Source organism: Actinoplanes lobatus (assembly GCF_014205215.1).
Lineage (GTDB): Bacteria > Actinomycetota > Actinomycetes > Mycobacteriales > Micromonosporaceae > Actinoplanes > Actinoplanes lobatus.
Map to the genome: position 1 here is coordinate 4493899 of NZ_JACHNC010000001.1, position 22628 is coordinate 4516526.

Below are 22628 nucleotides of genomic sequence, written 5' to 3' on the forward strand. Positions count from 1 at the left end.
CACGGCGTCGTCGAAGCGCTTCGACGTGGGGATCGCGACTTCCACGGACATCGATGCGGCAGTGGTCGGATGCTAACACCGTGGACACAATCTTGTAATTGGGAGCGCTCCCATGAAACGATGTCGGTCACTGTCTCGCGAGGTGGGGCCCGCCATGATGAGAAAATTGACCACCGTTCTGACGGCCGTCGCGCTCAGCGCCGGCCTGCTCTGGACCGCCGTCCCGTCCGATGCGGCCGCCGCGCCCTACCGGTACGGCGAGGTGCTCCAGAAATCGCTGCTGTTCTACGAGGCCCAGGTGTCCGGGAAGAAGCCGGCCTGGAACCGGGTGTCCTGGCGCGGTGACTCGGCGATGACCGACGGCGCCGGCGCCGGGCTCGACCTGACCGGCGGCTGGTACGACGCCGGCGACCACGTCAAGTTCGGCCTCCCGATGGCCTTCACCACCACCATGCTGGCCTGGGGCGCCGTGGAGAACCGGGACGCCTACGCCGGCTCCGGGCAGCTCACCCACCTGCTCAACAACCTGCGCGTGCCCAACGACTACTTCATCAAGGCGCACCCGTCGGCCGACGTGCTGTACGGGCAGGTCGGCAAGGGCGACGACGACCACAAGTGGTGGGGACCGGCCGAGGTGCTCCCGATGGCGCGCCCGGCGTACAAGATCGATGCGACCTGTGGTGGCAGCGAGCTGGCGGCGGAGACGGCGGCCGCGATGGCAGCGAGCTCGATGGTCTTCCGCCCGACCGACCCGGCCTACGCGGACACCCTGCTCACGCACGCGAAGCAGCTCTACTCGTTCGCCGACCGGGTGCGGAAGAGCTACCACGAGTGCATCACCGACGCGACGTCGTTCTACCGGTCCTGGAGCGGCTACGCCGACGAGCTGGTGTGGGGCGCGATCTGGCTGCACCGGGCCACCGGCGACGCGACCTACCTGGCCAAGGCCGAGGCGGGGTACGACGCGCAGGGCAACGAGAACCAGACCACCACCAAGATGTACAAGTGGACGATCAACTGGGACAACAAGCAGTACGGCAACTATGTGCTGCTCGCCCAGTTGACCGGCAAGCAGAAGTATCTCGACGACGCGAACCGCTGGCTCGACTGGTTCACCGTCGGCGTCAACGGTGAGAAGGTCCGCACGTCACCGGGCGGCATGGTGGTCGTCGACTCGTGGGGCGCGCTGCGCTACGCCGCCAACACCGCGTTCGTCGCGCTCGTGCACAGCGACCACCTCAGCGACGCCACCCGCAAGCTGCGCTACCACGACTTCGCGGTGCGGCAGATCAACTACGCCCTCGGCGACAACCCGCGCGGCTCCAGCTACGTGATCGGGTTCGGCGCCGATTCCCCCAAGAACCCCCATCACCGTACGGCGCACGGCTCGTGGTGGGACAGCCAGCAGGTGCCGGTCGAGACCAGACATGTCCTGTACGGGGCACTGGTCGGCGGACCGTCGTCGCCGGATGACGCCTACACCGACAATCGTGGCGACTACGTGATGAACGAGGTGGCGACCGACTACAACGCCGGGTTCACCTCGGCCGTGGCCCGGTTGTACGGCGAGTACGGCGGTGCGGCGCTGACCGGTTTCCCCGTCGCTGAGACTCCGGACATCCCGGAGCTGTCGGTCGAGACGACGGTCATGCAGAACGAGACCCGGTCCACCGGGGTGAAGGTGATCGTCTACAACAAGTCGGCGTTCCCGGCCCGGGCACTGACCACCGGGAAGTTCCGCTACTACTTCACCCGTGACGACGCGTCGGCGTTGCAGATCAGCTCGCCCTACACCCAGGGATGTCCGGGACCGACCACGGCCAAGCAGCACTCCGGGGACGTCTGGTACGTCGAGGTGGACTGCACCGGGTACACCATCGCGCCGGCCGGGCAGTCCGCGCACCGGATGGAGGTCCAGCTCAAGATCGGTGTCGCCGAGGGTGGGGTGTGGGACCCGTCCGACGACCCGTCGTACCAGGCGGCGGCCGGCCCGAACGCCGGTGTGCCGCTGTTCGACGGGTCGGCGCTGGTGTGGGGAGCGGTGCCGGGCGGCACGAACCCGTCGCCCTCGCCGTCGGTATCGGTCTCCGCCTCGCCGTCGGCCTCGGCCTCCCCGTCGGTATCCCCGTCCGTCTCACCGTCCCCGTCCACCCCCGCCGGATGCCGGATCGCCTACTCCACGAACGACTGGAGCAGCGGCTTCACCGCGACCGTGACGATCACCAACGGGTCCACCGCGGTCAACGGGTGGACGCTGACCTTCCCGTACACCGCCGGCCAGAAGGTCTCGCAGGCCTGGTCCGCGACGGTCACCCAGTCCGGTACGCAGGTGACCGCCACGAACGCCTCCTGGAACGGGAGCCTGCCGGCGGGCGGCACCGTCAGCTTCGGCTTCAACGCCACCCACACCGGCTCGAACCCGCCGCCCACCACGTTCACCCTCAACGGAACGGCCTGCGCCACGGCCTGAGTCTGAAACTGATCAGCCCGGCGGTGGGGGCCTCTTCGGCCCCCACCGCCGCTTCTTGTCTTTACATCGATCAGCCTCTATCGTGCCGAGGAAAGCGCTTTCCCCCCGCTTGAAGGCGCGACCCGATCCCCAGACGAAGGTGAGCAACTGATGAAACGTCCAGTCGTCGTACGGTGGATAGCCGTCGGAGCGACCGCGGCCGCGAGTGCCGCGATCGCGCTGGCGCTGCCGTCGGTCCAGGCGTTCGCCGCCGACAACCTCAGCCTCGGCGCGGGTGCGGACGGCTCCAGCAAGGCCAGCGGCACCAGCTACGGCAACGTCCGGGACGGCGACACCGCCACCTACTGGTCGCCGGCCAGCGCGACCGGCTACGTCTCGGTCAAGTGGAGCAGCGCCACGACGGTGTCCTCGGCCGTCATCCGGCAGGCCTCCGGCGGCGGCTCGATCAGCGCCTGGCGCGTGCTCAACGCCGACACCGGAGCCTCCCTGGCCAGCGGCAGCGGGAGCCCGAGCACCATCACGTTCTCCTCGACGTCGCTGAAGAAGCTGACCTTCGAGATCACCAGCGCGTCCGCCGCGCCGCGGATCTCCGAGTTCGAGACGTACGCCAGCGGCGGCTCGACCCCGACCACCAGCCCCACCACCACTCCGACCACGAGCCCGACCAGCAACCCGGGCACCCCGACCGGTGCGTGGCCGTCCTCGGCCGGCACGGTGTCGATCTCCGCCACGGTCAACGTGTCCGGCACCTTCGACGGTGGCATGAAGACCTACTGCTGCATCGGTGACGGGTCGCAGAGCGAGTCCCAGGACCCGATGTTCAAGATCGCCAACGGTGGCACCCTCCAGAACGTCATCATCGGCTCGCCCGCCGGTGACGGCGTGCACTGCGAGGGCACCTGCACGATCAGGAACGTGTGGTGGAACGACATCGGCGAGGACGCCGCGACCTTCAAGGGAACCGGCGGCGGCACCAGCTACGTCATCGGCGGCGGCGCGAAGTCCGGCAGCGACAAGACCTTCCAGCACAACGGCAACGGCACGGTCAGCATCTCCGGCTTCTACCTGAGCGGCTCCGGCAAGCTGTACCGCGGCTGCGGCAACTGCACCAACTCGTACCAGCGTCACGTCAAGATTGACAACGTGCTGCTGAACGACATCGACATGGTTGCCGGCATCAACAGCAACTGGGGCGACACCGCCACCATCACCCGCGTCACCCTGACCAACGCCTCCAGTGCGGTGGTGTGCGGCAAGTACCAGGGCGTGGCCAAGGGCAGCGAGCCGAAGTACCTCGGCGAGGGCTGGAACGACAGCAACTGCAAGGTCACCCAGAGCGACATCACCCGTAAGTAGCCAGTGCCACGGGCGCCCACCTCACGGTGGGCGCCCGTTCTCATCACAGGGTGCCGCTCACGGTGACGAACGAGTGCGGCGGCAGGTGCGCCCGCAGCCGGCCGCCGGCCACGGACACCCCGTCGTACGGCCGTGGCGCCACCGTCGACGGCGACCGCGGCGTGTTGTGGTCTCCCGGTGCCGCCGCTGTCAGGATCAGCGCGCCCAGCTCGTGAACAGTGCCTCCGCGCAGGTCGATCTCCACGTCGGCGGGCGAGTCCGCGTCCAGGTTCGACAACGAGACCAGCAGCCGCCCGTCCCTGCGGCTGGCCGACATCGAGACGGTGGTCAGCGTCGCGTCGCCGACCGGCCGGGACGGCAGCGGGCCGCGGAGGTCGACCCGCAGCGACGTCGCGTCCTGGTGGCCGCGGTTCATCCGGAAGACGTGGTAGGTGGGGGTGAGGACCATGGCGTGCGAGTCCGGGTCGGTGAGGATCATCGCCTGGAGCACGTTGACCGTCTGCGCGATGTTCGCCATCACGAGCCGGTCGGCGTACCGGTGGAAGACGTCGAAATGGACGCTCGCCACCAGCGCGTCGCGCAGGGTGTTCTGTTGGTGGAGGAATCCGGGGTTGGTTCCGGGCTCGACGTCGAACCAGGTGCCCCACTCGTCCAGGACCAGGCCCACGTTCCGGTTCGGGTCGTAGCAGTCCATCACGGCCGCGTGCCCGGCGAGCAGTTCCTCGACACGGGCCGCCGACACCATGGTCCGGTAGTACTCCCCGGTGTCGAAGGCCGTGGCCGAGCCCTTCTCGTCCCAGCTGGGGCCGGTGATCGTGTAGTAGTGCACGGAGAGGGCGTGGTAGGCAGTGCTGGTGACCCGCCGGCAGCCGAGGTGCCCGACCTGTTTCATCAGCGTCTCGGTCCATGCGAAGTCGAAGGCGTTCGCCCCGGCGGCGATCTTGTAGAGGTCGTTGCCGCGACAGTAGGTGCCGTACCGCAGGGCCTCCGCCGCGTACTGGACGGCGGTCATGTTGCCGCCGCAGCCCCACGCCTCGTTGCCGAGCCCCCAGAACCGCACCTTCCACGGCTGTTCGCGGCCGTTGGCCTTGCGGAGGCGGGCCATCGGGGAGTCGCCGTCGCGGGTCAGGTAGTCGACCCACTCGCTCATCTCCCGGACGGTCCCGGACCCGACGTTGCCGCTGATGTACGGCTCCGCGCCGAGCAGCTCGCACAGGGCCATGAACTCGTGGGTGCCGAAGTGGTTGTTCTCCTCGACGCCACCCCAGTGCGTGTTGACCATCGTGGGACGCCCGGGGCGGGGCCCGATCCCGTCGCGCCAGTGGTACTCGTCGGCGAAACAGCCGCCCGGCCAGCGCAGATTCGGGATGTCCAGCTCCCGTAACGCCTCGACGACGTCGAGCCGGATGCCGCCCTCGTTCGGAACGCTGGAGTCCTCACCGACGTAGAACCCGCCGTAGACGCAGCGGCCCAGATGTTCGGCGAAGTGCCCGTACACATGTCGGTTGATCTTCGGGCCGTCGAGGTCCACGTTGATGACGGCTTCGATGGTCATGCGCTGCCCTCCGCGAGAGTGGCCCTCAGCTTAGGCCGTTTCCTTCGGAAGTCCAGCGAAAGTTCCGTGGGCTTCCATCCTCTCGTGCGCCATATTTGAGGCGGTAATCAGTTGATTGCCGTTACGTACGTGTGACATCGGGTCACGCCGAACGCCTTGACAGGGCTCAGCTCTCTTCTTAACTTTGGCGGCATCTTCCGGAATTTCTCCGAAACTTTCGGTCGCGAGAGACGAGGCTTTCATGACACATAAGAGGACCCTCGCGGTGGCTGCCGCGGTAGCACTGGCCGCCATGGGGCTGACCGCATGCACCGGCGACGACGACGGCGGCCCGGACTCGGGCGGTAACGTCACGATGGACTTCTGGCACAACGCCACGACCGGTCCGGGCAAGGCCTTCTGGGACAAGACGGTGGCCGACTTCCAGACCGCCCACCCGACCGTCAAGATCAAGATTCAGCAGGTGCAGAACGAGGACCTGGACGGCAAGCTCCAGACCGCGCTGAACTCCGGCTCGGCGCCCGACATCTTCCTCCAGCGTGGCGGCGGCAAGATGGCCGCGATGGTGGAGGCGGGACAGCTCAAGGACATCACCGCCGACATCACCGCCGAGACCAAGGCGGCGGTCGGCGAGGCGGCCCTGAAGACCGGGCAGGTCGACGGCAAGGCGTACGCCGTACCGGTCTCGATCCTGCCGGGGGGTCTCTGGTACAGCAAGGACGTCTTCCAGAAGGCGGGAGTCACCACCCCGCCGACCACACTCGACGAGCTCAACCAGGCTGTCACCAAGCTCAAGGCCAACGGCACGCCGATCGCCCTCGGCGCCAAGGACGCCTGGCCGGCCGCCCACTGGTACTACTTCTTCGCGCTGCGCGCCTGCACGCCGGCCGCGCTCGACGCCGCCGCCAAGGACAAGAACTTCGGCGACCCCTGCTGGACCACGGCCGGCGAGAACCTCAAGGCGTTCGCCGACACCAAACCGTTCAACGAGGGCTTCCTGACCACCTCCGCCCAGCAGGGCGCGGGCAGCTCGGCCGGCCTGGTCGCCAACTACAAGGCCAGCATGGAGCTGATGGGCGCGTGGGACCCGGGCGTGATCGCCTCCCTCACCAAGGACACCAAGCCGCTGCCCGACCTCGGCTACTTCCCGTTCCCGGCGGTCCCCGGCGGCCAGGGCGACCCGGCCGCGATCATGGGCGGTACCGACGGCTACTCGTGCTCGGCCGACGCGCCGAAGGAGTGCTCCGACTTCCTCAACTACATCCTCACCAAGGACGTGCAGGAGGGCTACTACAAGGCCTTCAACGCGCTGCCGGTCAGCAAGGACGCCCAGGGCGCGGTCACCGAGGACTACCTCAAGGCGGTTCTCGACGCCTACAACAAGGCGCCGTACGTCTCGCAGTGGCTCGACACCATCTACGGCCAGAACGTGGGCAACGCCCTGAACGTCGGCGTCGTGAACCTGCTCGCCGGCAAGGGTGACGTCGCCGGGATCATCCAGGCCGTGAACGACGCGGCCAAGAAGGGCTGATAGTGGCCGGCAGCTTCACAGTCGCCGACCGGGTCCGCGACGGGGGCGGCGTAAAGCCGGCGCCCCCGTCGCGGCCCCGCCGGCGCGGCATCGGCTGGGCCCAGCGACTCGAGATCGCGGTGCTCTCCGGCCCCGCGATCCTCATGTTCGCCGGCTTCGTCATCTTCCCGGTGCTGATGGCCGCCTACTACGGCTTCTACCGGTGGAAGGGCTTCGGGCCGCCGACCGACTTCGTCGGCCTCGACAACTACAAGACCATCCTCCAGGACACCGCGTTCCACGAGGCGCTGTTGCACAACGGCCAGATCGTCGTGCTGTCGCTGCTGTTCCAGGGCCCGATCGCCCTCGGCCTCGCCCTGCTGCTCAACCACCGGATGCGCGGCCAGTCGATCATCCGGGTGCTGATCTTCGTTCCGTACGTCATCTCCGAGGTCATCGTCGGGACAGCCTGGAGTCTCATGCTCCAGACCAACGGCGCGGTCAACGACGTCCTGCGGTCGATCGGTCTCGGCTGGCTGGCCGAGGACTGGCTCGCGAATCCGGACCTCGCCCTCTGGACCCTGATACTCATCCTCACCTGGAAGTACATCGGGTTCGCGGTGATCCTGTTCCTGGCCGGCATGCAGAACATCCCGGAGGAACTGTCCGAGGCGGCCGCGGTCGACGGGGCCACCTACTGGCAGACCCAGTGGCGGGTCACCCTGCCGTTGCTCGGCCCGACCATCCGGATCTGGGCGTTCCTGTCGATCATCGGCGCGTTGCAGCTGTTCGACCTCGTCTACATCATCTGGGGCCAGTACGTCGCGTCGACCGCCGGCACCTCGACGATGGCGACGTACATGGTCACCGAGGGCCGCAACGCCGGCAACTACGGGTACGGCAACGCCGTGGCCGTGGTCCTCTTCCTCATCTCGATGCTCATCGCCCTCGTCTACCAGCGTTTCGTTCTGCGCCGGGACACCGAGGGCGCGCTCACCGGAGGGCAGTAGGAAATGACAAACTCCCGGCAGGGCAATCCGGTCGTCTACGTCGGCGCCCTGATGCTCATCGGGCTCATGCTCGGACCCGTCCTCTACATCATCGTCGGCGGCTTCCGTACCAACTCGCAGATCACCACCGACCCGGCGGGCCTGCCCGACCCGTGGGTGTTCAGCAACTACACCGACGTGCTGGCCGGCGAGACCTTCTGGCGCCAGGTCGGCAACTCGACGATCGCGGCCGTGGTCACCACCATCGGCGTCGTCGGGCTGGGGGTGATGGCGAGCTACGTGCTGGCCCGCTACCGGTTCCGCGGCCGGGGAGCGATGTACGCCCTGTTCGCCGCGGGTCTCATGTTCCCCGCGACGGTCGCCATCACGCCGCTCTACATCCTGGTCAAGAATCTGGGCCTGGTGAACACGCTGCCCGGCGTGATCCTCCCGCAGATCGCCTTCGGGCTGCCCACCACCATCATCATCCTGGTCCCGTTCCTGCGGGCGATCCCCCGGGAGATCGAGGAGGCCGCCGCCATCGACCGGTGCAGCCGGCTCGGCTTCTTCTGGCGGATGGTCCTGCCGCTGTCGGTGCCGGGCCTGATCACCACCGGCATCCTCGCGTTCGTGAACAGCTGGAACAGCTACCTGCTGCCGCTGTTCATCCTCAACGATCAGGAGACCTTCACCCTGCCCCTGGGCGTACAGGCGTTCGCGTCGGAATATTCGGTCGACACGGCCAAGGTTCTCGCGTTCACCTCGTTGTCGATGATTCCGGCCCTGGTGTTCTTCAGCCTGTTCGAACGCCGCATCGTCGGCGGTCTCACCGGTGCGGTCAAGGGATGAGCCGGCCCAACGTGACGACAGAAAGGCAACCGACATGACATCGCTGCACGTGGCCACCACCGGATCCGACGACGGCGACGGTACGGAAGGGCGGCCGTTCCGGACCATCAACCGGGCCGCCGCCCTGGCCCGGCCCGGCGACACCGTGATCGTGCACGCCGGTGAGTACCGCGAGTGGGTCACCCCTCGGCGGGGCGGCCTCAGCGACAGCCGCCGCATCACCTATCAGGTAGCCGACGGCGAGCACGTCGTCATCAAGGGTTCGGAGCGGGTCACCGGCTGGGAGAACGACGGCGGGACGGTGTGGCGGGCGAGCGTGCCCAACACGCTTTTCGGTGACTTCAATCCGTACGCCGAGGAGCTCGCCGGCGACTGGGTGGTGCACGCCGGCAAGGAGCCCCGCAAGCACCTGGGCGACGTCTACCTCAACGGCCTCAGCTTCTACGAGGCCGGTTCCCGCGCCGAGGTGTCCGCTCCGGAGAAGCGCATCGACATGATCGACAACTGGACCGGTGTCACCGACGCCGTCCGCGACCCGGAGCAGACCCTGCTGGTCTGGTACGCGGAGGTCGGTGCCGAGGCGACGACGATCTGGGCGAACTTCCAGGGCGCCGACCCGAACACCGAGCTGGTCGAGATCAACGTACGCCGGTCGGTGTTCTATCCGTTGGTGCCGCACCTGGACTACATCACCGTGCGTGGTTTCGAGTTGGCGCAGGCGGCGACCCCGTGGACGCCGCCGACCGCCGACCAGCCGGGGCTGATCGGCCCGAACTGGGCCAAGGGCTGGATCATCGAGGACAACGTCATCCACGACGCGAAGTGCTCGGCGATCTCGATCGGCAAGGAGGCGTCGACCGGCCACAACTGGGCCACCGAACGCGGTGACAAGCCCGGCTACCAGTACCAGCTGGAGGCGGTGTTCTCGGCGCGGCAGATCGGCTGGGACCGAGAGCACATCGGGTCGCACGTGATCCGCCGCAACCACATCTACGACTGCGGGCAGAACGGCATCGTCGGTCACCTGGGCTGCGTGTTCTCCACCATCGAGGACAATCACATCCACCACATCGCGATCAGGCGTGAGTTCTACGGCTACGAGATCGGCGGCATCAAACTGCACGCCGCCATCGACGTGGAGATCCGCCACAACCGGATCCACGACTGCTCGCTCGGCACCTGGCTGGACTGGCAGACCCAGGGCACCCGGGTCTCGCGCAACGTCTACCACGACAACAACCGGGACCTGTTCATCGAGGTCAGCCACGGGCCGTACCTGGTCGACCACAACATCCTGGCGTCACCCGCGTCGCTGGAGCTGTGGAGCCAGGGCGGGGCGTTCGTCAACAACCTGCTCTGCGGCACGGTGTGGGCCGAGCCGGTGATGGACCGGGCCACGCCGTACCACCGCCCGCACAGCACCCAGGTGGCCGGCTACGCGTTCATCGTCGGCGGCGACGACCGGTGGATCGGCAATCTGTTCGTCGGCGGCGACCGGGACACGGCCTACGGGGCCATGCCCGAAGGCATGTCCCCGGCCTTCGCCGGCACCGCAGGCTACGACGCCTACCCGGCGTCGTTCGCGGAGTACCTCCAGCGCATCGACGAGCAGCCGCAAGGTGACCACCAGAAATTCCTCAACGTCAAACAGGCCGTGTACGCCCGGAGCAACGTCTACGCCGCCGGCGCCCGCCCGTTCGCCGGGGAACGCGACCCGGTGACCCTGGGCGGCGCGTCCGCCAGGGTCGTCACCGAAGGCGACGAGGTCTACCTGGTGACCGACCTGCCGGACGGCTTCGACGGTGCCGGCCTCGCCCCGATCGGCGGCCGCGACCTGGAGCGGGTCCGGTTCGCCGACGCCGAGTTCGAGGAGCGTGACGGCAGCCCCGCCGTCATCGACACCGACCTGACCGGCCTGCACAAGGAGCAGGGCCGGACGTACGCGGCGGGCCCGCTCGCCGACCTCACCGCGGGAAGCGGCCGCCTGCGCGTCTGGTGACGATCACACACCGCCCGCGCGGAGCTGGGCCGGCATCGAGAAACTCGGGGTTCTCGATGCCGGCCCAGCTCGCGTGATGCTCTGTTACCGACGGGTCACCACGGCATCCGTCCTCTGTGTATTCTCCGTGATCAATGTGCCATCGAGACGGGGGTCTGGGCGGTGAGCGGAGATCAAGAATGGCCTGACGTGGGAATTCTCGGACCGGTCGAGGTCCTGAGGCCGAACGGGGTGAAGGTCGACCTCCAGTTGCAGTGCCGCAAGGTGCTCGCGCTGCTGGTCGTGGCGGCCGGGCGGCCGGTGTCCACCGGCCAGCTCGTCCGATCGATATGGGGCGATGTCCAGCCGTCCCACGCGCCGCAGATGGTGCGCTCGCACATCCGGGTGCTGCGCGGCGCTCTGCGGCACGAGACCGAGCGGACCCTGCCGACGAGCGCGGCGGGCTACCGGATCGCACCGGACCGCTGCGCCGTCGACGCCTACCGGTTCCGCGAGCTGCTGGACGAGGCACGGCGCCGGTGGCCACGGGATTCCGCCGGCGCCGCCCGGACCGCCCGCGCGGCGCTCGATCTGTGGCGCGGCGCCGACGCCATGCCGGACGTGGCGGACGTGCATTCGCTGCGCGCCGAGGCCGCCTATCTGGAGGAGTTGCGCTTCCAGGCGGAGGAGACGCTGGTGCTGGCCAGCCTGGAGTCGGGGCAGATCGAGTTCGCCCTGCCCCGGGCCCGGCGGCTGGCCGAGCTCCATCCGAACCGCGAACGGTTCTGGTTGCAGCTCATGGTCGCCGAGGCGCTCAGCGGGCGGCTGGTGGAAGCCACCTCCATCACGTTCCGGCAGGCCCGCCACCATCTCGTGAAGGAGACCGGCCTGCACGCGCCGGGCCTCGAACGGCTCCAGCGGGAACTGCTCCGGGGCGGCCGGTCGACCGAACAGCTCCTGAACTTGATCACCCAGCGCCCGCGCAGTGTCGCCTGACGTTACTTATGCCCGGCTTGCCTCCCAACCTACGGGGCGGTCCGAGGCTCATGGGAAGGCGGAGCGACCCCGCTCCGCACGGGGAAGGGAGACAGGTTGTCTCAGACCAGTTCGACCGCGCGCCTGGTGCGCGCGGTAGCCGTCACCGGCTTGGCGTCCAGTGCCGCCCTGTTCGCGACGTCGACGCCGGCGTCCGCGAACACCAACTTCAACGGCACCTGCGAGTCCTCCGAGTCCTGCATCTGGCAGGGCGACATCTGGGAGACCGCCGGCTGGGACTACGAGGGCACCGACACGGACCTCCGAAACAACTACTACCCGCGCACCGGAGCGGTGGTCAACGACAACAGCCGAGGGCTCACGACCATGGGCACCTCGTGTACCGCCGTCTGGGGCAACAACCCCGGCACCATCGCCAACAGCACCAAGGTCGTCAGGATCACCCCCGGCTCCCCGGGGCGGAGCCTGATCGGCACCACCTACGACAGGGTCATGTCCACGCACACGTGGGCGTGCTGATCGCGGCACCTGAACGGTGACGAAGCCGGCGGGACGGCATGCGGGTCGTCTCGCCGGCGACCAGGGTGTGACAGAACGAGAGCCGACGATGGAGCGTACCGATGAAATGTGTTGTCGCCGTGGCCGTGCTCGCGGTCGGCGCCCTGGCGATGGCCGGTTGCGCCGGTGACGAAGGGGGCCAGGGCGGGTCGCCGGCGTCCGCCGCCTCGCTCCCGCCGCCCCCGGTGACCGCCACGCCGTCGGTGTCGAACCTGAACGACGTGAAGCTGCCGCTGGACCGCTACACCACCACGATCGACCAGTTGATCGACCTCGACTACGCCTCCAAGGCGGTGGCCGCCGACTGCATGAAACGGTTCGGCATCACCTGGAGGTTCGGTGAGCGCGCCGAGCTCAACGCGCTGCGGGACCGGACGAACCGCCTGGGCCTGATCGACGAGGCGGTGGCGAAGCGGGCCGGCTACCACGCCGATCCGGAGCACGCCGACGACTACACGCAGACCGACCGTGACCGTACGACGCTCACCGACGACCAGGCCCTGGTCCTGCTGGGCACCACACCGGGGAGGAAGGCGCCGGACGGCGTACCGGAAGGGGGTTGTCTCGGTGAAGGTCACCGTAGGATCGCCTGGAACCTCGACGAGGACGCCTGGCTCGAGGACCTGACGAACGAGGCGGCCGGGCGCACCTTCGCCGACGATCGCGCGCTCAGGATCGCCGCCGACTGGAGCGCCTGCATGAAGGCGTCCGGCTACCGCTACGCCAAGCCGGACGACGCGAACAACGACGCGCGCTGGTGGAAGAACGAGAAGGCGGCCGCCTCCAAAATCGAGATCAACACCGCTGTCGCGGACGTGCGCTGCAAGCGCAAGGTCGGCTACCTCGATCAGATGACCTCGATCCTGAGCGCCTACCAGCAGCAGATCGTGGAGGTCAACGCGGAGCGGCTGGAGACCGCACACCAGCACACCCAGGACGCGCTGAAGAACGCGGCGACGGTGCTGAGTGGACGGTAGCCCGGCCCCCGCCGAACCGTTGCGCGGGCGGCGCCGGTTCCTGATCGGCGTGGTCACCGGGGCGGTGGTGATGGCGATCGCCGGTCTGGGCGCCTCCACCCTGATCAAGTCGCCGCAACAGGCCGCCGCCGAGGCCGCCCCGCCCGCGCCGAGCCTGATCACGGCGACCGTGGAACGGCGGGTGCTCCAGCAGGCGGTGGTGCTGCGGGGCACCGTCGAACCGGACCGGGCGCTCGACGTCCGGCCGGTGCCCGGTGAGGGCCGGGCCGTCATCTCGCGGCGCACGGTCAAGGCGGGCGCCCGGGTCGAGGCGGGCACGGTGCTGGCCGAGATCTCCGGGCGGCCGGTCATCGCGCTCAAGGGTGTGGTGCCGCCGTACCGGGACATCCACCGCGGGATGAAGGGCTCGGACGTCGACCAGTTGCAGGCGGCGCTGAGCGGGCTGGGCTACCGCGTCACCGACCGGGACGGGGTCTTCGGCGCCTCCACCGAACGCGCGATCCGCAAGATGTACCAGGCTCGCGACTACGACCCGCCGGTCGAGGAGGCGGAACAGCCGGACACCACCACGGCGGCGCCGAGCGCGTCACCCACGACGGCTCCCAGCCGCTCCGCCTACCTGCCGATGAGCGAGGTCTACTACGTCAGGTCGCTTCCCGCCCGGGTGTCCGCGGTCAAAGCCGGGCTGGGCGCCGAGGTCCGCGACGCGATCCTCACCCTCTCGGTGGGCGACATGGTGGTCCGCGGCAGCCTCGTTCCTGCCGACCGGGAACTGGTGGAGACCGGTATGCCGGTGCAGATCCTCAACGAGACCACCGGGCGTACCGTCACCGGCGAGGTCGCGTCGATCGGCGAACTGAGGCAGGGCGACGGCGCCGAGGCCGGCCACCCGATCACGGTGAGCACCACCAAGGCGCTGCCGTCGAACTTCGCCGGCGAGGACGTACGCCTCACCGTCACCGCCGCCACCACGGGGGAGGCCGTCCTCGTCGTACCGGTCTCGGCGATCTTCTCGGCCGCGGACGGCTCGACCCAGGTGCTCCGGGTGCCGGAGGGCGACCAGCGCCGGCCGGTCACCGTCCGGACCGGCGCGTCCGCCGGCGGATTCGTCGAGGTCAGCGGCGACGGACTCACCGAAGGCGACCGGGTCGCGGTCGGCGGCATTCCGGACGGTACGGGGTGACGGCACCGCCGGTCGTCGAGTTCGCCCGGGTGACCCGCTCCTATCCGGGCCCACCCGCGGTGCTGGCGCTGCGGGAGGCCGACCTGACCGTCGCCGCGGGGGAGTACGTGTCGGTGACCGGCCCGTCCGGTTCCGGAAAGTCCACCTTCCTCAACCTGGTGGGCCTGCTCGACCGTCCGGACGGCGGCGTGTACCGCCTCGACGGCATCGACACCGCCGCCCTCGCCGACGCCGACCGGACCGCGCTGCGCGGACGGCGCATCGGCTTCGTGTTCCAGTCGTTCCACCTGCTGCGGCACCGGTCGGTGCTGGAGAACGTCAAGCTGGCCATGATCTATACGGCGGTGAGCCGGCGGGCCCGGGCCGGCCTCGCCCTGGAGACCCTCGCCCGGGTCGGTCTCACCCACCGGGCGTACGCCCGGGCCGGTCACCTGTCCGGCGGCGAGGCACAGCGGGTGGCGATCGCCCGTGCCCTGGTGAACAGCCCGTCCCTGCTGCTCTGCGACGAGCCGACCGGCAACCTGGACAGCGCCAACGCGGCGGCCGTGCTCGCGCTCATCGGCGAACTGAACGACGCCGGCCTGACGGTCCTCATGGTCACGCACGACCAGCAGGTCGCCGCGCGGGCGTACCGCTCGGTTCTGATCAAGGACGGGGTCCTGCGGTGAGCCGGGCGAAGCGGATGGTGCCGGCCACCCGGCTGAGCCCGCTGGACGTGGTCGACGAGGCCGTCGCCGGGATGCTGGCCCGGCCGGGACGGGCCGCCCTGACGGTGCTCGGCACCCTGCTCGGCGTCGCGGCGTTCGTCACCGTCCTCGGCCTGACCACCACCGTCGAGGGGCAGATCAGCAACCGCTTCACCGCGCTGGTCGCCACCGAGGTGATCGTTCAGGACACCGCCGACCGGTCCGGTGACGGACCGGCGTTCCCGGACGACGCGGAACGACGGCTGACCGCGCTGAACGGGGTGCACAGCGCCGGTGTGGTGTGGGAGGTGGCGGACGCCGGACCGCTCGCCGCTCGCCGGCCGACCGCCCAGGAACCCGGCGAGGACGTCAAGGTGCTCGCCGCCTCACCCGGATACCTGCGCGCCATCCACGCGCGCCTCGCCGCCGGCCGGATCTTCGACCCCTGGCACGACGCCGAACACCAGCGGGTCGTGGTGCTGGGCTCCGGCGCGGCCGGCCGGCTCGGAGTCACATGGATCGGCGAACAGCCGGCGGTCTTCATCGGCGGCACCCCGTTCGCCGTCATCGGCATCGTCGACGACGTCGACCGGGAGGCCGGCACGCTGCTCGGGGCAGTGGTGCCGGCCGGCACGGCGGAGGCCGTCTGGGGCGCGGGCACCGGGGCGCGGGCGATCATCGACACCGAGATCGGCGCCGCCCGGCAGGTCGGCGACGAGGCGCCGCTGGCCCTGCGGCCGGAGGATCCGGGCCGGTTCCGGACGGTCACGCCGCCCGACCCCCGCCAGTTGCGGGAGGGCGTGGACACCGACCTCGGCACCCTGTTCCTCGCCCTCGCCGCCGTCTGCCTGCTCATCGGCGCGGTCGGCATCGCCAACACCACCCTGGTGGCGGTCCTGGAACGGGTCGGCGAGATCGGCCTGCGGCGCGCCCTCGGCGCCCGCCGCCGCCACGTGGCCGCCCACTTCCTCGCCGAATCCGGCACCCTCGGCCTGATCGGCGGCCTCATCGGCACCAGTGTGGGCGTCGCCGCCGTGGTGGCCGTCGCCTTCCTCCGGGAATGGACCCCGATCCTCCAGCCCGCCACGGTCCTGCCCGCCCCACTGGTCGGCGCGCTCACCGGTCTCGTGGCCGGTCTCTACCCGGCGTGGCGGGCCACCCGGATCGAGCCCGCCGACGCCCTCCGCCGCTGACTCTACAGCTTAGCTGTGTTGTCAGACGTCGGTGGACTCGCCGGCGGGCAGGATCTCCAGGGGCAGGCCGGTGAGGCCCTTCTCGCCGAGCAGCATGCGTGCCGAGTTCTGTCCCAGCTCGCTGAGCATCAGCTCGTGCACCTGGATCATCCGGGCCGGGCGGACCGCCCGGACGAACTCGGCGGCCTCGCCGAACTTCGTCCACGGGCCGCTGGTCGGCAGCAGCAGCGTCTCGACCCGTGCCTCGGGCACCCGGTACGAGTCGCCGGGGTGGAACACCCGCCCCCCGATCAGGTAGCCGACGTTGTCGACCGGCGGAATGTCCTCGTGGATGAGGGCGTGCCGCTCGCCGTGCACCGCCACCTGGAAGCCGGCCACCTCGAGAAGATCGCCGGCCCGGACGGTCACCGCACGCCCGCCCAGCCTCTCCCGCACCGTCGCCGGGCCGTGGACGAGCAGCTCCGGCCGCCGGTCCAGCTCCGCCGCCAGCGCGGCCTCGTCGAAGTGGTCGAAGTGCTCGTGGGTCACCAGCACCGCGGTCGCCGCCGCGATCAGCTCCGCCGCGTCCGGGGTGAACGTCCCCGGATCGATGAGCAGCGTGCCGTCGCCGCCGGTGAGCGTGACGCAGGCGTGGGCGTGTTTGGTCAGCTGCATGTCGCCTCCTCAAGTTGTACAGCAACACTGTACTGTTTCGGTATGAGCGCGCACCCGGCAGAAGAACTCGCCGAACGGCTTCGGCAGTCGATCGGCCGTTTCGTACGGACCACCCGGGCGGGCGCCGACGCACTGCCCCCGACCCGCGCGGAGGCGCTCGGCGTCCTGCTGCGGGAAGGGCCGCAGACCATCGCCCAGCTGGCCGCCCGGCGCGGCGTCAGGCATCAGAGCATGAGCCGCACCGTCAGCGAGCTGGAGGCACTCGGCCTGGTCGGGCGCGCGGCCAGCCCGGATGACGGCCGGGCCGTCGTGATCACCCTGACCGGGGCCGGCGCGGCCGCGCTGGAGTCCGACCGGGTGACCCGCCGGCGGCTGATGGCCGACGCCATCGCGACCCGGCTGAGCCCCGCCGAGCGGGAGATGCTCAACGTCGTGCCGCTGCTGCTGGACCGGCTCTCGATCGCCATCGAGCGGCAGTCGGACAAGTAGTCGGCCCTTCTTGTTAGCGATATCAGAATTTTGGGAGAAACGGTTCCGGAAAACTGTTATCTGGACCCGTCTTGCCTGGTCGACGCCGTATTGATTGGCTCTGGATATTTAGCTCAGCGGTTTGGTAGCGTTCCCGGAGATTGCATTCTCTGTGGTCGTGAATTCGCCCTCACCACCCCTTTGAGGCGCGACCCCGTATCCCGAACGGCCACGGACCGGCAGTTCAGCTCGCCCGCGTCGGGTGAGCTCTCCCCGTACATCCCCGAGGTCTTTGGAGAACCGCCCATGACATCCACCCGGGCTCGCCGCAGCAGGTGGCGTGGCGCTCTGGCCGCGATGGTCCTGCTCGCCGGCGGCGGAGCCGTCGCGGTGATCGCGTCCCCAGCGTCCGCCGCGACGATCGACACCAGCGCCTCCTACGTGCTGGTCAACCGCAACAGTGGCAAGGCTCTCGACGTCTACAACCTGTCCACCGCCGACGGTGGCCGGATCACCCAGTGGACGCGCAACGACCAGGCACAGCAGCAGTGGCAGTTCGTCGACTCCGGTAGCGGCTACTACCGGCTCAAGTCGAGGCACTCCGGCAAGGTGCTCGACGTCTACAACATGTCAACCGTCGACGGCGGTTCGATCGTGCAGTGGACGGACAACAACACGACGAATCAACAGTTCAAGATTGACGATGTTGACGGCTATATCCAGTTGATCAACCGCAACAGCGGCAAGGCCGTCGAGGTGCAGGGCGCATCAACCGCGGACAGCGCCAACATCGTCCAGTACTCCGACTGGAACGGCGCCAACCAGCAGTGGCAGCTCGTCCGGGTCGGCACGTCCACGCCCACGACGACCCCGACGAGCGGCGCCTGCACTCTGCCGTCGACCTATCGCTGGTCGTCAACCGGTCAGCTCGCGACCCCCAAGTCGGGATGGGCGTCGCTCAAGGACTTCACCCATGCGCCCTACAACGGACGGCAACTGGTCTACGCGACCACCCACGACACCGGCACCACGTGGGGCTCGATGAACTTCGGTCTGTTCACCAACTGGACCGACATGGCGTCGGCCAGTCAGAACACGATGACGTCGTTCTCCGCCGTGGCGCCGTCACTGTTCTACTTCGCGCCGAAGAACGTGTGGGTGCTCGCCTACCAGTGGGGCGGGCCGGCGTTCTCCTACCGGACCTCCAGCGATCCCACCAACCCGAACGGCTGGTCGTCGGCGCAGACGCTGTTCTCCGGCAGCATCTCCGGCTCCGGCACCGGGCCGATCGACCAGACGCTCATCGGTGACGGCACGAACATGTACCTGTTCTTCGCCGGGGACAACGGCAAGATCTACCGGGCGAGCATGCCGATCGGGAACTTCCCCGGCAGCTTCGGCAGCACCTCCACGATCGTCATGAGCGACACCACGAACAACCTGTTCGAGGCGCCCCAGATCTACAAGGTCCAGGGCCAGAACCAGTACCTCATGATCGTCGAGGCGATCGGCGCCAACGGCCGCTACTTCCGGTCGTTCACGGCCACCAGCCTGGGCGGTACGTGGACGCCGCAGGCCGCCACCGAGAGCAACCCGTTCGCGGGGAAGGCCAACAGTGGCGCCACCTGGACCAACGACATCAGCCACGGTGAGCTGATCCGGACCTCCGCCGACCAGACCATGACCGTCGACCCCTGCAACCTGAGGCTGCTCTACCAGGGCCGTTCGCCCAGCTCCGGCGGCGACTACGGGCTCCTGCCGTACCGGCCGGGCCTGCTGACGCTCCAGCGCTGACAGCCGCACGGCGAGGGGCCGGCCCGCCCTTCGCCGTGCTCAGTGCTGTGCGGGCCGGTCCGTCTCTCGCCGTGTTCAGCGTTGTGCGGGCCGGTCCGTCTCTCGCCGTGTTCAGTGCTGTGCGGGCCGGTTCGTCTCGTGCCGTGTTCAGTGCTGTGCGGGCCGGTTCGTCTCTTGCCGTGTTCAGCGCTGGGACGCCGGCCGGATCAGGAAGGAGCCGTCGGCGCGGAAGGCGGCGCTGTCGTCGGACCGGTCGACCCACAGCTCGTTCTCGCGATGCCGCAGGAACCAGCCGGGGTAGTTCGACGACTCCAGCGCCACCGAACCGGGAATCGACCCGGCCCGGACACAGAACGTGGCGTCTCCGCGGAACAGGTTCGTTTCCACGTCCTTGTGGGCACGCAACTGCCACGACGAGTGCCGCAGGTAGCGGCCGTCCGCCGTACGGAAGGAGAAGCAATCCGGATCGGCCAGCCCGGCGACCGCCTGGAACGTGGCCTGCTCCCGCGCCGTGGCCAGCACGCCGGTCTCACCGGAGACGGTCACGTATCTCCCCGCGACGTTCGCCGACTCCAGGAAGACGGGACCGGTCGGCATCGCCTGCACGGCCGGCGTCGTCGCCGGCTCGCCGGGGGTGGTGAGCACGGTCGGCGTCGTCGCCTTCGGCTCGCCGGAGGTGGTGAGCGCGGCCACGGCCGTACCGATGACCAGGGCGCCCGCGACGACGGCGATGACCGTCGGGCGTAGCCGTGCGCCGAGCCACCGGGCCCGGTCCGCCGCCGCGCCGGAAGCGGAGGCCGCCGGCTGGGCGAGGCCGGCCACCACGTTCTCCGGCGTCCAGTTGGCGAGGACCGCCGCGGTCACCGTGGCCGGAACCGGGATCAGGAGGAGACCGGCCAGCAGACGGTCGGCCGGCACCAGATCGTCCGCCTCACGGCGGCAGGAACGGCACGAGTGCAGGTGCCGGGCCAGACGCTTGCGCCACAGCGGCCCGGCGACACCGTCCCAGCCGGTGGTTTCGCCGGCCAGGCCGGCGCAGATCGGCCGGGCGCCGAGGGCCGCCTCGACGCCGCGGGCCAGGTCGAGTTGCCCGCGCATCCGCTGGATCCGCACCCCGGCATGGCTCACCGTCACGCCCAGCGCCTCCGCGAGTTCCGATCGCGAGAGCCGGCCGGCGACCTCCAGCCACCACAGCGCCAGCAGCGCCCGGTCGCCGGTGTCGAGCCAGCGCGCCGCCTGTCGTACCTGACGGCGTTGATCGGACAGCTCCAGGCGCAGATGGGTGAGGCCTTCGAAGCCCGCGCCCGGCAGCCGTTCCGCCTCGTCGACGGCGGCCCTGCGCCGGGCGGCCTGCCTCGTCCGCAGCTGGTGGGTGCTGATCTGGCGTAACGCGATGGCGGCCAGCCACGGGCGGAAGCTCTCCGGGGAACGCAGCGACGGCAGTTGCCGGAGGGCGCGCACCATGACGTCCTGGACCACGTCGTCGACGTCCGGGTGCCCGTCGAGCGCCTGCGCGGTGAGCGCGTAGACCATCGGCAGGTGCGCCGACACGAGCTCCTCGAGCGCATCCCGGTCCCCGGCCCGCGCGGCGCGGACGAGCGTGGTGCCGTCCGTACGCGTGGCTGGCATCTGTCGTCACCGCCCGTGGGTGCGGGCCCGATGGCGTGCGGACGCTTTCCGGGCGGGCCTCTGACTCTGGACGACCCTGTTCACGGAGTCAATGGATGGGGTGTACCGCCCTGATCCGGAGCCGAGCCGTGAACGGCGCGATATTTCGGTTCGCACCATTCATCGAAATTGTGGGTGGGGAAAGTGTTATGCGGAGGGATTCCATGGAGTCGTAATGCCGTCTCGATGCGTTGAGCTGCGTAAATGTGCTGCCGGAGTGATTCCTTGAATGAATGGGAGCGCTCCCGTAGCATTCGGGAATCGGCTGTCGGCCCCATGTGAAGTGATCGATCCCCGCGATCGCCCAGCCGTTGTCCCCGTCAGGAGAGAAGCATGCGCGAAGTCAAAGGTGCCCGGTGGGGCGCCGCGCTGGGTGGTGTCCTGTTGGCCGGCTCGGCGGCGATCGTGGTGGCGCTCCCCGCCGCCGCGGCCGCGGGCTGTTCGGTGAACTACGCGGTGTCGTCGCAGTGGGAGGGCGGATTCGGCGCCGCCGTGACCGTGACCAATCTCGGCGACGCGATCAACGGATGGACGCTGACCTGGTCCTACAGTGCGGGCCAGCAGGTCACCCAGGCCTGGAACACGACGCTCACCCAGTCCGGCGCCGCGGTGACGGCCCGCAACGTCAGCTACAACGCGGCGATCGCCACCAACGGGAGCGTCTCGTTCGGCTTCAACGGCACATGGACCGCCGCCAACCCGGCGCCGGCGGGATTCGCTCTCAACGGGGTCGCCTGCACCGGCGGCACCACACCCACGACACCACCGTCCACGCCTCCGTCGTCCTCGCCGCCGGTGTCGTGCGCGCTGCCGTCGTCGTACCGGTGGACGTCGACCGGCTCGCTGGCCACTCCCAAGTCGGGCTGGGTGTCGCTCAAGGACTTCACCACGGCGCCGTACAACGGCCGGCAGCTCGTCTATGCGACCACCCACGACACCGGCACCACGTGGGGCTCGATGAACTTCGGTCTGTTCACCAACTGGTCCGACATGGCCTCGGCCGGCCAGAACACCATGTCGTCAAGCACGGTCGCGCCGTCGCTGTTCTATTTCGCGCCGAAGAACGTCTGGGTGCTCGCCTACCAGTGGGGCGGGCCGGCGTTCTCCTACCGCACCTCCAGTGACCCGGCCAACGCCAACGGCTGGTCAGCCCCGCAGACGCTGTTCTCCGGCAGCATCTCCGGTTCCGGGACCGGCCCCATCGACCAGGCCGTCATCGGCGATTCGACGAACATGTACCTGTTCTTCGCCGGGGACAACGGCAAGATCTACCGGGCGAGCATGCCGATCGGGAACTTCCCCGGCAGCTTCGGCAGCACCTCCACGGTGGTCATGAGCGACACCACCAACAACCTGTTCGAAGCCGTCCAGGTCTACAAGGTGGCCGGCCAGAGCCAGTACCTGATGCTCGTCGAGGCGATCGGCGCCAACGGCCGCTACTTCCGGTCGTTCACGGCCACCAGCCTGGGCGGTACGTGGACGCCGCAGGCCGCCACCGAGAGCAACCCGTTCGCGGGGAAGGCCAACAGCGGCGCCACCTGGACCAACGACATCAGCCACGGTGAGCTGATCCGGACCTCCGCCGACCAGACCATGACCATCGACCCCTGCCATCTGCAACTGCTCTACCAGGGACGATCCCCCAGCTCCGGCGGCGACTACGGCCTGCTGCCCTACCGTCCCGGCCTGCTCACCCGCAGCTCGTAGCGCCCGGCACGACCCGTTCCCCCACCCCTGGAAGGTC

At 69.3% G+C, this 22628-nt stretch carries 18 protein-coding genes; 15 read left to right on the top strand and 3 right to left on the bottom strand.

Features of this window, described 5'->3' with window-relative positions:
* The first annotated feature begins 157 nt into the window (after nt 1-157).
* Both BJ964_RS20765 and BJ964_RS20770 read left to right on the top strand, forming a co-directional pair.
* Nucleotides 158-2470, top strand: coding sequence for a glycoside hydrolase family 9 protein (locus tag BJ964_RS20765; RefSeq protein ID WP_188127062.1), 2313 nt, complete (start codon nt 158-160; stop codon nt 2468-2470).
* A gap of 150 nt (nt 2471-2620) precedes the next feature.
* Nucleotides 2621-3826 carry a pectate lyase gene (locus BJ964_RS20770; protein WP_188122213.1) on the top strand — a complete coding sequence of 402 codons (1206 nt, stop codon included), beginning with the start codon at nt 2621-2623 and terminating at the stop codon, nt 3824-3826.
* A gap of 43 nt (nt 3827-3869) precedes the next feature.
* Here the strand turns inward: BJ964_RS20770 and BJ964_RS20775 are convergent, their stop codons facing one another.
* Complete coding sequence (locus BJ964_RS20775) at nt 3870-5381, bottom strand: alpha-N-arabinofuranosidase (protein ID WP_188122214.1); 1512 nt, start codon at nt 5379-5381, stop codon at nt 3870-3872.
* 241 nt (nt 5382-5622) lie between these two features.
* Between BJ964_RS20775 and BJ964_RS20780 the strand changes: the two genes are divergently transcribed.
* The 10 genes from BJ964_RS20780 to BJ964_RS20825 all read left to right on the top strand — a co-directional run bounded on the left by BJ964_RS20780 (nt 5623) and on the right by BJ964_RS20825 (nt 16300).
* Nucleotides 5623-6912, top strand: a complete 1290-nt coding sequence (locus BJ964_RS20780) for an ABC transporter substrate-binding protein (RefSeq protein WP_188122215.1) — start codon at nt 5623-5625, stop codon at nt 6910-6912.
* Between the two features lie 2 nt (nt 6913-6914).
* Nucleotides 6915-7901 (top strand): carbohydrate ABC transporter permease, encoded by a 987-nt coding sequence (locus BJ964_RS20785; RefSeq protein ID WP_188122216.1) that lies wholly within the window; start codon nt 6915-6917, stop codon nt 7899-7901.
* A gap of 3 nt (nt 7902-7904) precedes the next feature.
* Nucleotides 7905-8729, top strand: coding sequence for a carbohydrate ABC transporter permease (locus BJ964_RS20790; RefSeq protein ID WP_188122217.1), 825 nt, complete (start codon nt 7905-7907; stop codon nt 8727-8729).
* A gap of 34 nt (nt 8730-8763) precedes the next feature.
* Nucleotides 8764-10728: a right-handed parallel beta-helix repeat-containing protein gene (locus BJ964_RS20795; protein WP_188122218.1), complete on the top strand. Its 1965-nt coding sequence runs from the start codon at nt 8764-8766 to the stop codon at nt 10726-10728.
* 189 nt (nt 10729-10917) lie between these two features.
* Nucleotides 10918-11703 carry an AfsR/SARP family transcriptional regulator gene (locus BJ964_RS20800; RefSeq protein WP_188122219.1) on the top strand — a complete coding sequence of 262 codons (786 nt, stop codon included), beginning with the start codon at nt 10918-10920 and terminating at the stop codon, nt 11701-11703.
* A gap of 96 nt (nt 11704-11799) precedes the next feature.
* A complete protein-coding gene (locus BJ964_RS20805; RefSeq protein WP_188122220.1) occupies nt 11800-12222 on the top strand; it encodes a hypothetical protein in 423 nt (140 codons plus the stop codon).
* Between the two features lie 101 nt (nt 12223-12323).
* Nucleotides 12324-13238, top strand: a complete 915-nt coding sequence (locus tag BJ964_RS20810) for a hypothetical protein (protein ID WP_188122221.1) — start codon at nt 12324-12326, stop codon at nt 13236-13238.
* Nucleotides 13228-14421 (top strand): efflux RND transporter periplasmic adaptor subunit, encoded by a 1194-nt coding sequence (locus tag BJ964_RS20815; protein WP_188122222.1) that lies wholly within the window; start codon nt 13228-13230, stop codon nt 14419-14421. Before BJ964_RS20810 ends, BJ964_RS20815 begins: the two co-directional genes overlap by 11 nt.
* A complete protein-coding gene (locus BJ964_RS20820) occupies nt 14418-15089 on the top strand; it encodes an ABC transporter ATP-binding protein (protein ID WP_188122223.1) in 672 nt (223 codons plus the stop codon). Before BJ964_RS20815 ends, BJ964_RS20820 begins: the two co-directional genes overlap by 4 nt.
* The gene (locus BJ964_RS20825) at nt 15086-16300 is read left to right on the top strand and encodes an ABC transporter permease (protein WP_203832492.1); all 1215 of its coding nucleotides are present in this window, start codon (nt 15086-15088) and stop codon (nt 16298-16300) included. Before BJ964_RS20820 ends, BJ964_RS20825 begins: the two co-directional genes overlap by 4 nt.
* A 21-nt stretch (nt 16301-16321) precedes the next feature.
* Here the strand turns inward: BJ964_RS20825 and BJ964_RS20830 are convergent, their stop codons facing one another.
* A complete protein-coding gene (locus BJ964_RS20830) occupies nt 16322-16954 on the bottom strand; it encodes an MBL fold metallo-hydrolase (RefSeq protein ID WP_188122224.1) in 633 nt (210 codons plus the stop codon).
* Between the two features lie 42 nt (nt 16955-16996).
* On the opposite strand from BJ964_RS20830, the gene BJ964_RS20835 reads away from it, so the two are divergent.
* Both BJ964_RS20835 and BJ964_RS20840 read left to right on the top strand, forming a co-directional pair.
* Nucleotides 16997-17443 carry a MarR family winged helix-turn-helix transcriptional regulator gene (locus tag BJ964_RS20835; protein ID WP_188122225.1) on the top strand — a complete coding sequence of 149 codons (447 nt, stop codon included), beginning with the start codon at nt 16997-16999 and terminating at the stop codon, nt 17441-17443.
* Between the two features lie 285 nt (nt 17444-17728).
* Entirely contained in the window at nt 17729-19216 is a 1488-nt protein-coding gene (locus tag BJ964_RS20840) for a non-reducing end alpha-L-arabinofuranosidase family hydrolase (protein WP_194510798.1), read from the top strand.
* 183 nt (nt 19217-19399) lie between these two features.
* Here the strand turns inward: BJ964_RS20840 and BJ964_RS20845 are convergent, their stop codons facing one another.
* Nucleotides 19400-20845 carry a sigma-70 family RNA polymerase sigma factor gene (locus BJ964_RS20845; RefSeq protein ID WP_188122226.1) on the bottom strand — a complete coding sequence of 482 codons (1446 nt, stop codon included), beginning with the start codon at nt 20843-20845 and terminating at the stop codon, nt 19400-19402.
* Nucleotides 20846-21217: 372 nt separating this feature from the next.
* On the opposite strand from BJ964_RS20845, the gene BJ964_RS20850 reads away from it, so the two are divergent.
* Nucleotides 21218-22591 (top strand): non-reducing end alpha-L-arabinofuranosidase family hydrolase, encoded by a 1374-nt coding sequence (locus BJ964_RS20850; RefSeq protein WP_188122227.1) that lies wholly within the window; start codon nt 21218-21220, stop codon nt 22589-22591.
* Nucleotides 22592-22628: the final 37 nt, after the last annotated feature.

Coding starts and splice junctions, on each gene's coding strand:
- BJ964_RS20765 (WP_188127062.1), top strand. CDS start 158: ATGAGAAAATTGACCACCGTTCTGACGGCCGTCGCGCTCAGCGCCGGC.
- BJ964_RS20770 (WP_188122213.1), top strand. CDS start 2,621: ATGAAACGTCCAGTCGTCGTACGGTGGATAGCCGTCGGAGCGACCGCG.
- BJ964_RS20775 (WP_188122214.1), bottom strand. CDS start 5,381: ATGACCATCGAAGCCGTCATCAACGTGGACCTCGACGGCCCGAAGATC.
- BJ964_RS20780 (WP_188122215.1), top strand. CDS start 5,623: ATGACACATAAGAGGACCCTCGCGGTGGCTGCCGCGGTAGCACTGGCC.
- BJ964_RS20790 (WP_188122217.1), top strand. CDS start 7,905: ATGACAAACTCCCGGCAGGGCAATCCGGTCGTCTACGTCGGCGCCCTG.
- BJ964_RS20795 (WP_188122218.1), top strand. CDS start 8,764: ATGACATCGCTGCACGTGGCCACCACCGGATCCGACGACGGCGACGGT.
- BJ964_RS20810 (WP_188122221.1), top strand. CDS start 12,324: ATGAAATGTGTTGTCGCCGTGGCCGTGCTCGCGGTCGGCGCCCTGGCG.
- BJ964_RS20830 (WP_188122224.1), bottom strand. CDS start 16,954: ATGCAGCTGACCAAACACGCCCACGCCTGCGTCACGCTCACCGGCGGC.
- BJ964_RS20835 (WP_188122225.1), top strand. CDS start 16,997: ATGAGCGCGCACCCGGCAGAAGAACTCGCCGAACGGCTTCGGCAGTCG.
- BJ964_RS20840 (WP_194510798.1), top strand. CDS start 17,729: ATGACATCCACCCGGGCTCGCCGCAGCAGGTGGCGTGGCGCTCTGGCC.
- BJ964_RS20845 (WP_188122226.1), bottom strand. CDS start 20,845: ATGCCAGCCACGCGTACGGACGGCACCACGCTCGTCCGCGCCGCGCGG.
- BJ964_RS20850 (WP_188122227.1), top strand. CDS start 21,218: ATGCGCGAAGTCAAAGGTGCCCGGTGGGGCGCCGCGCTGGGTGGTGTC.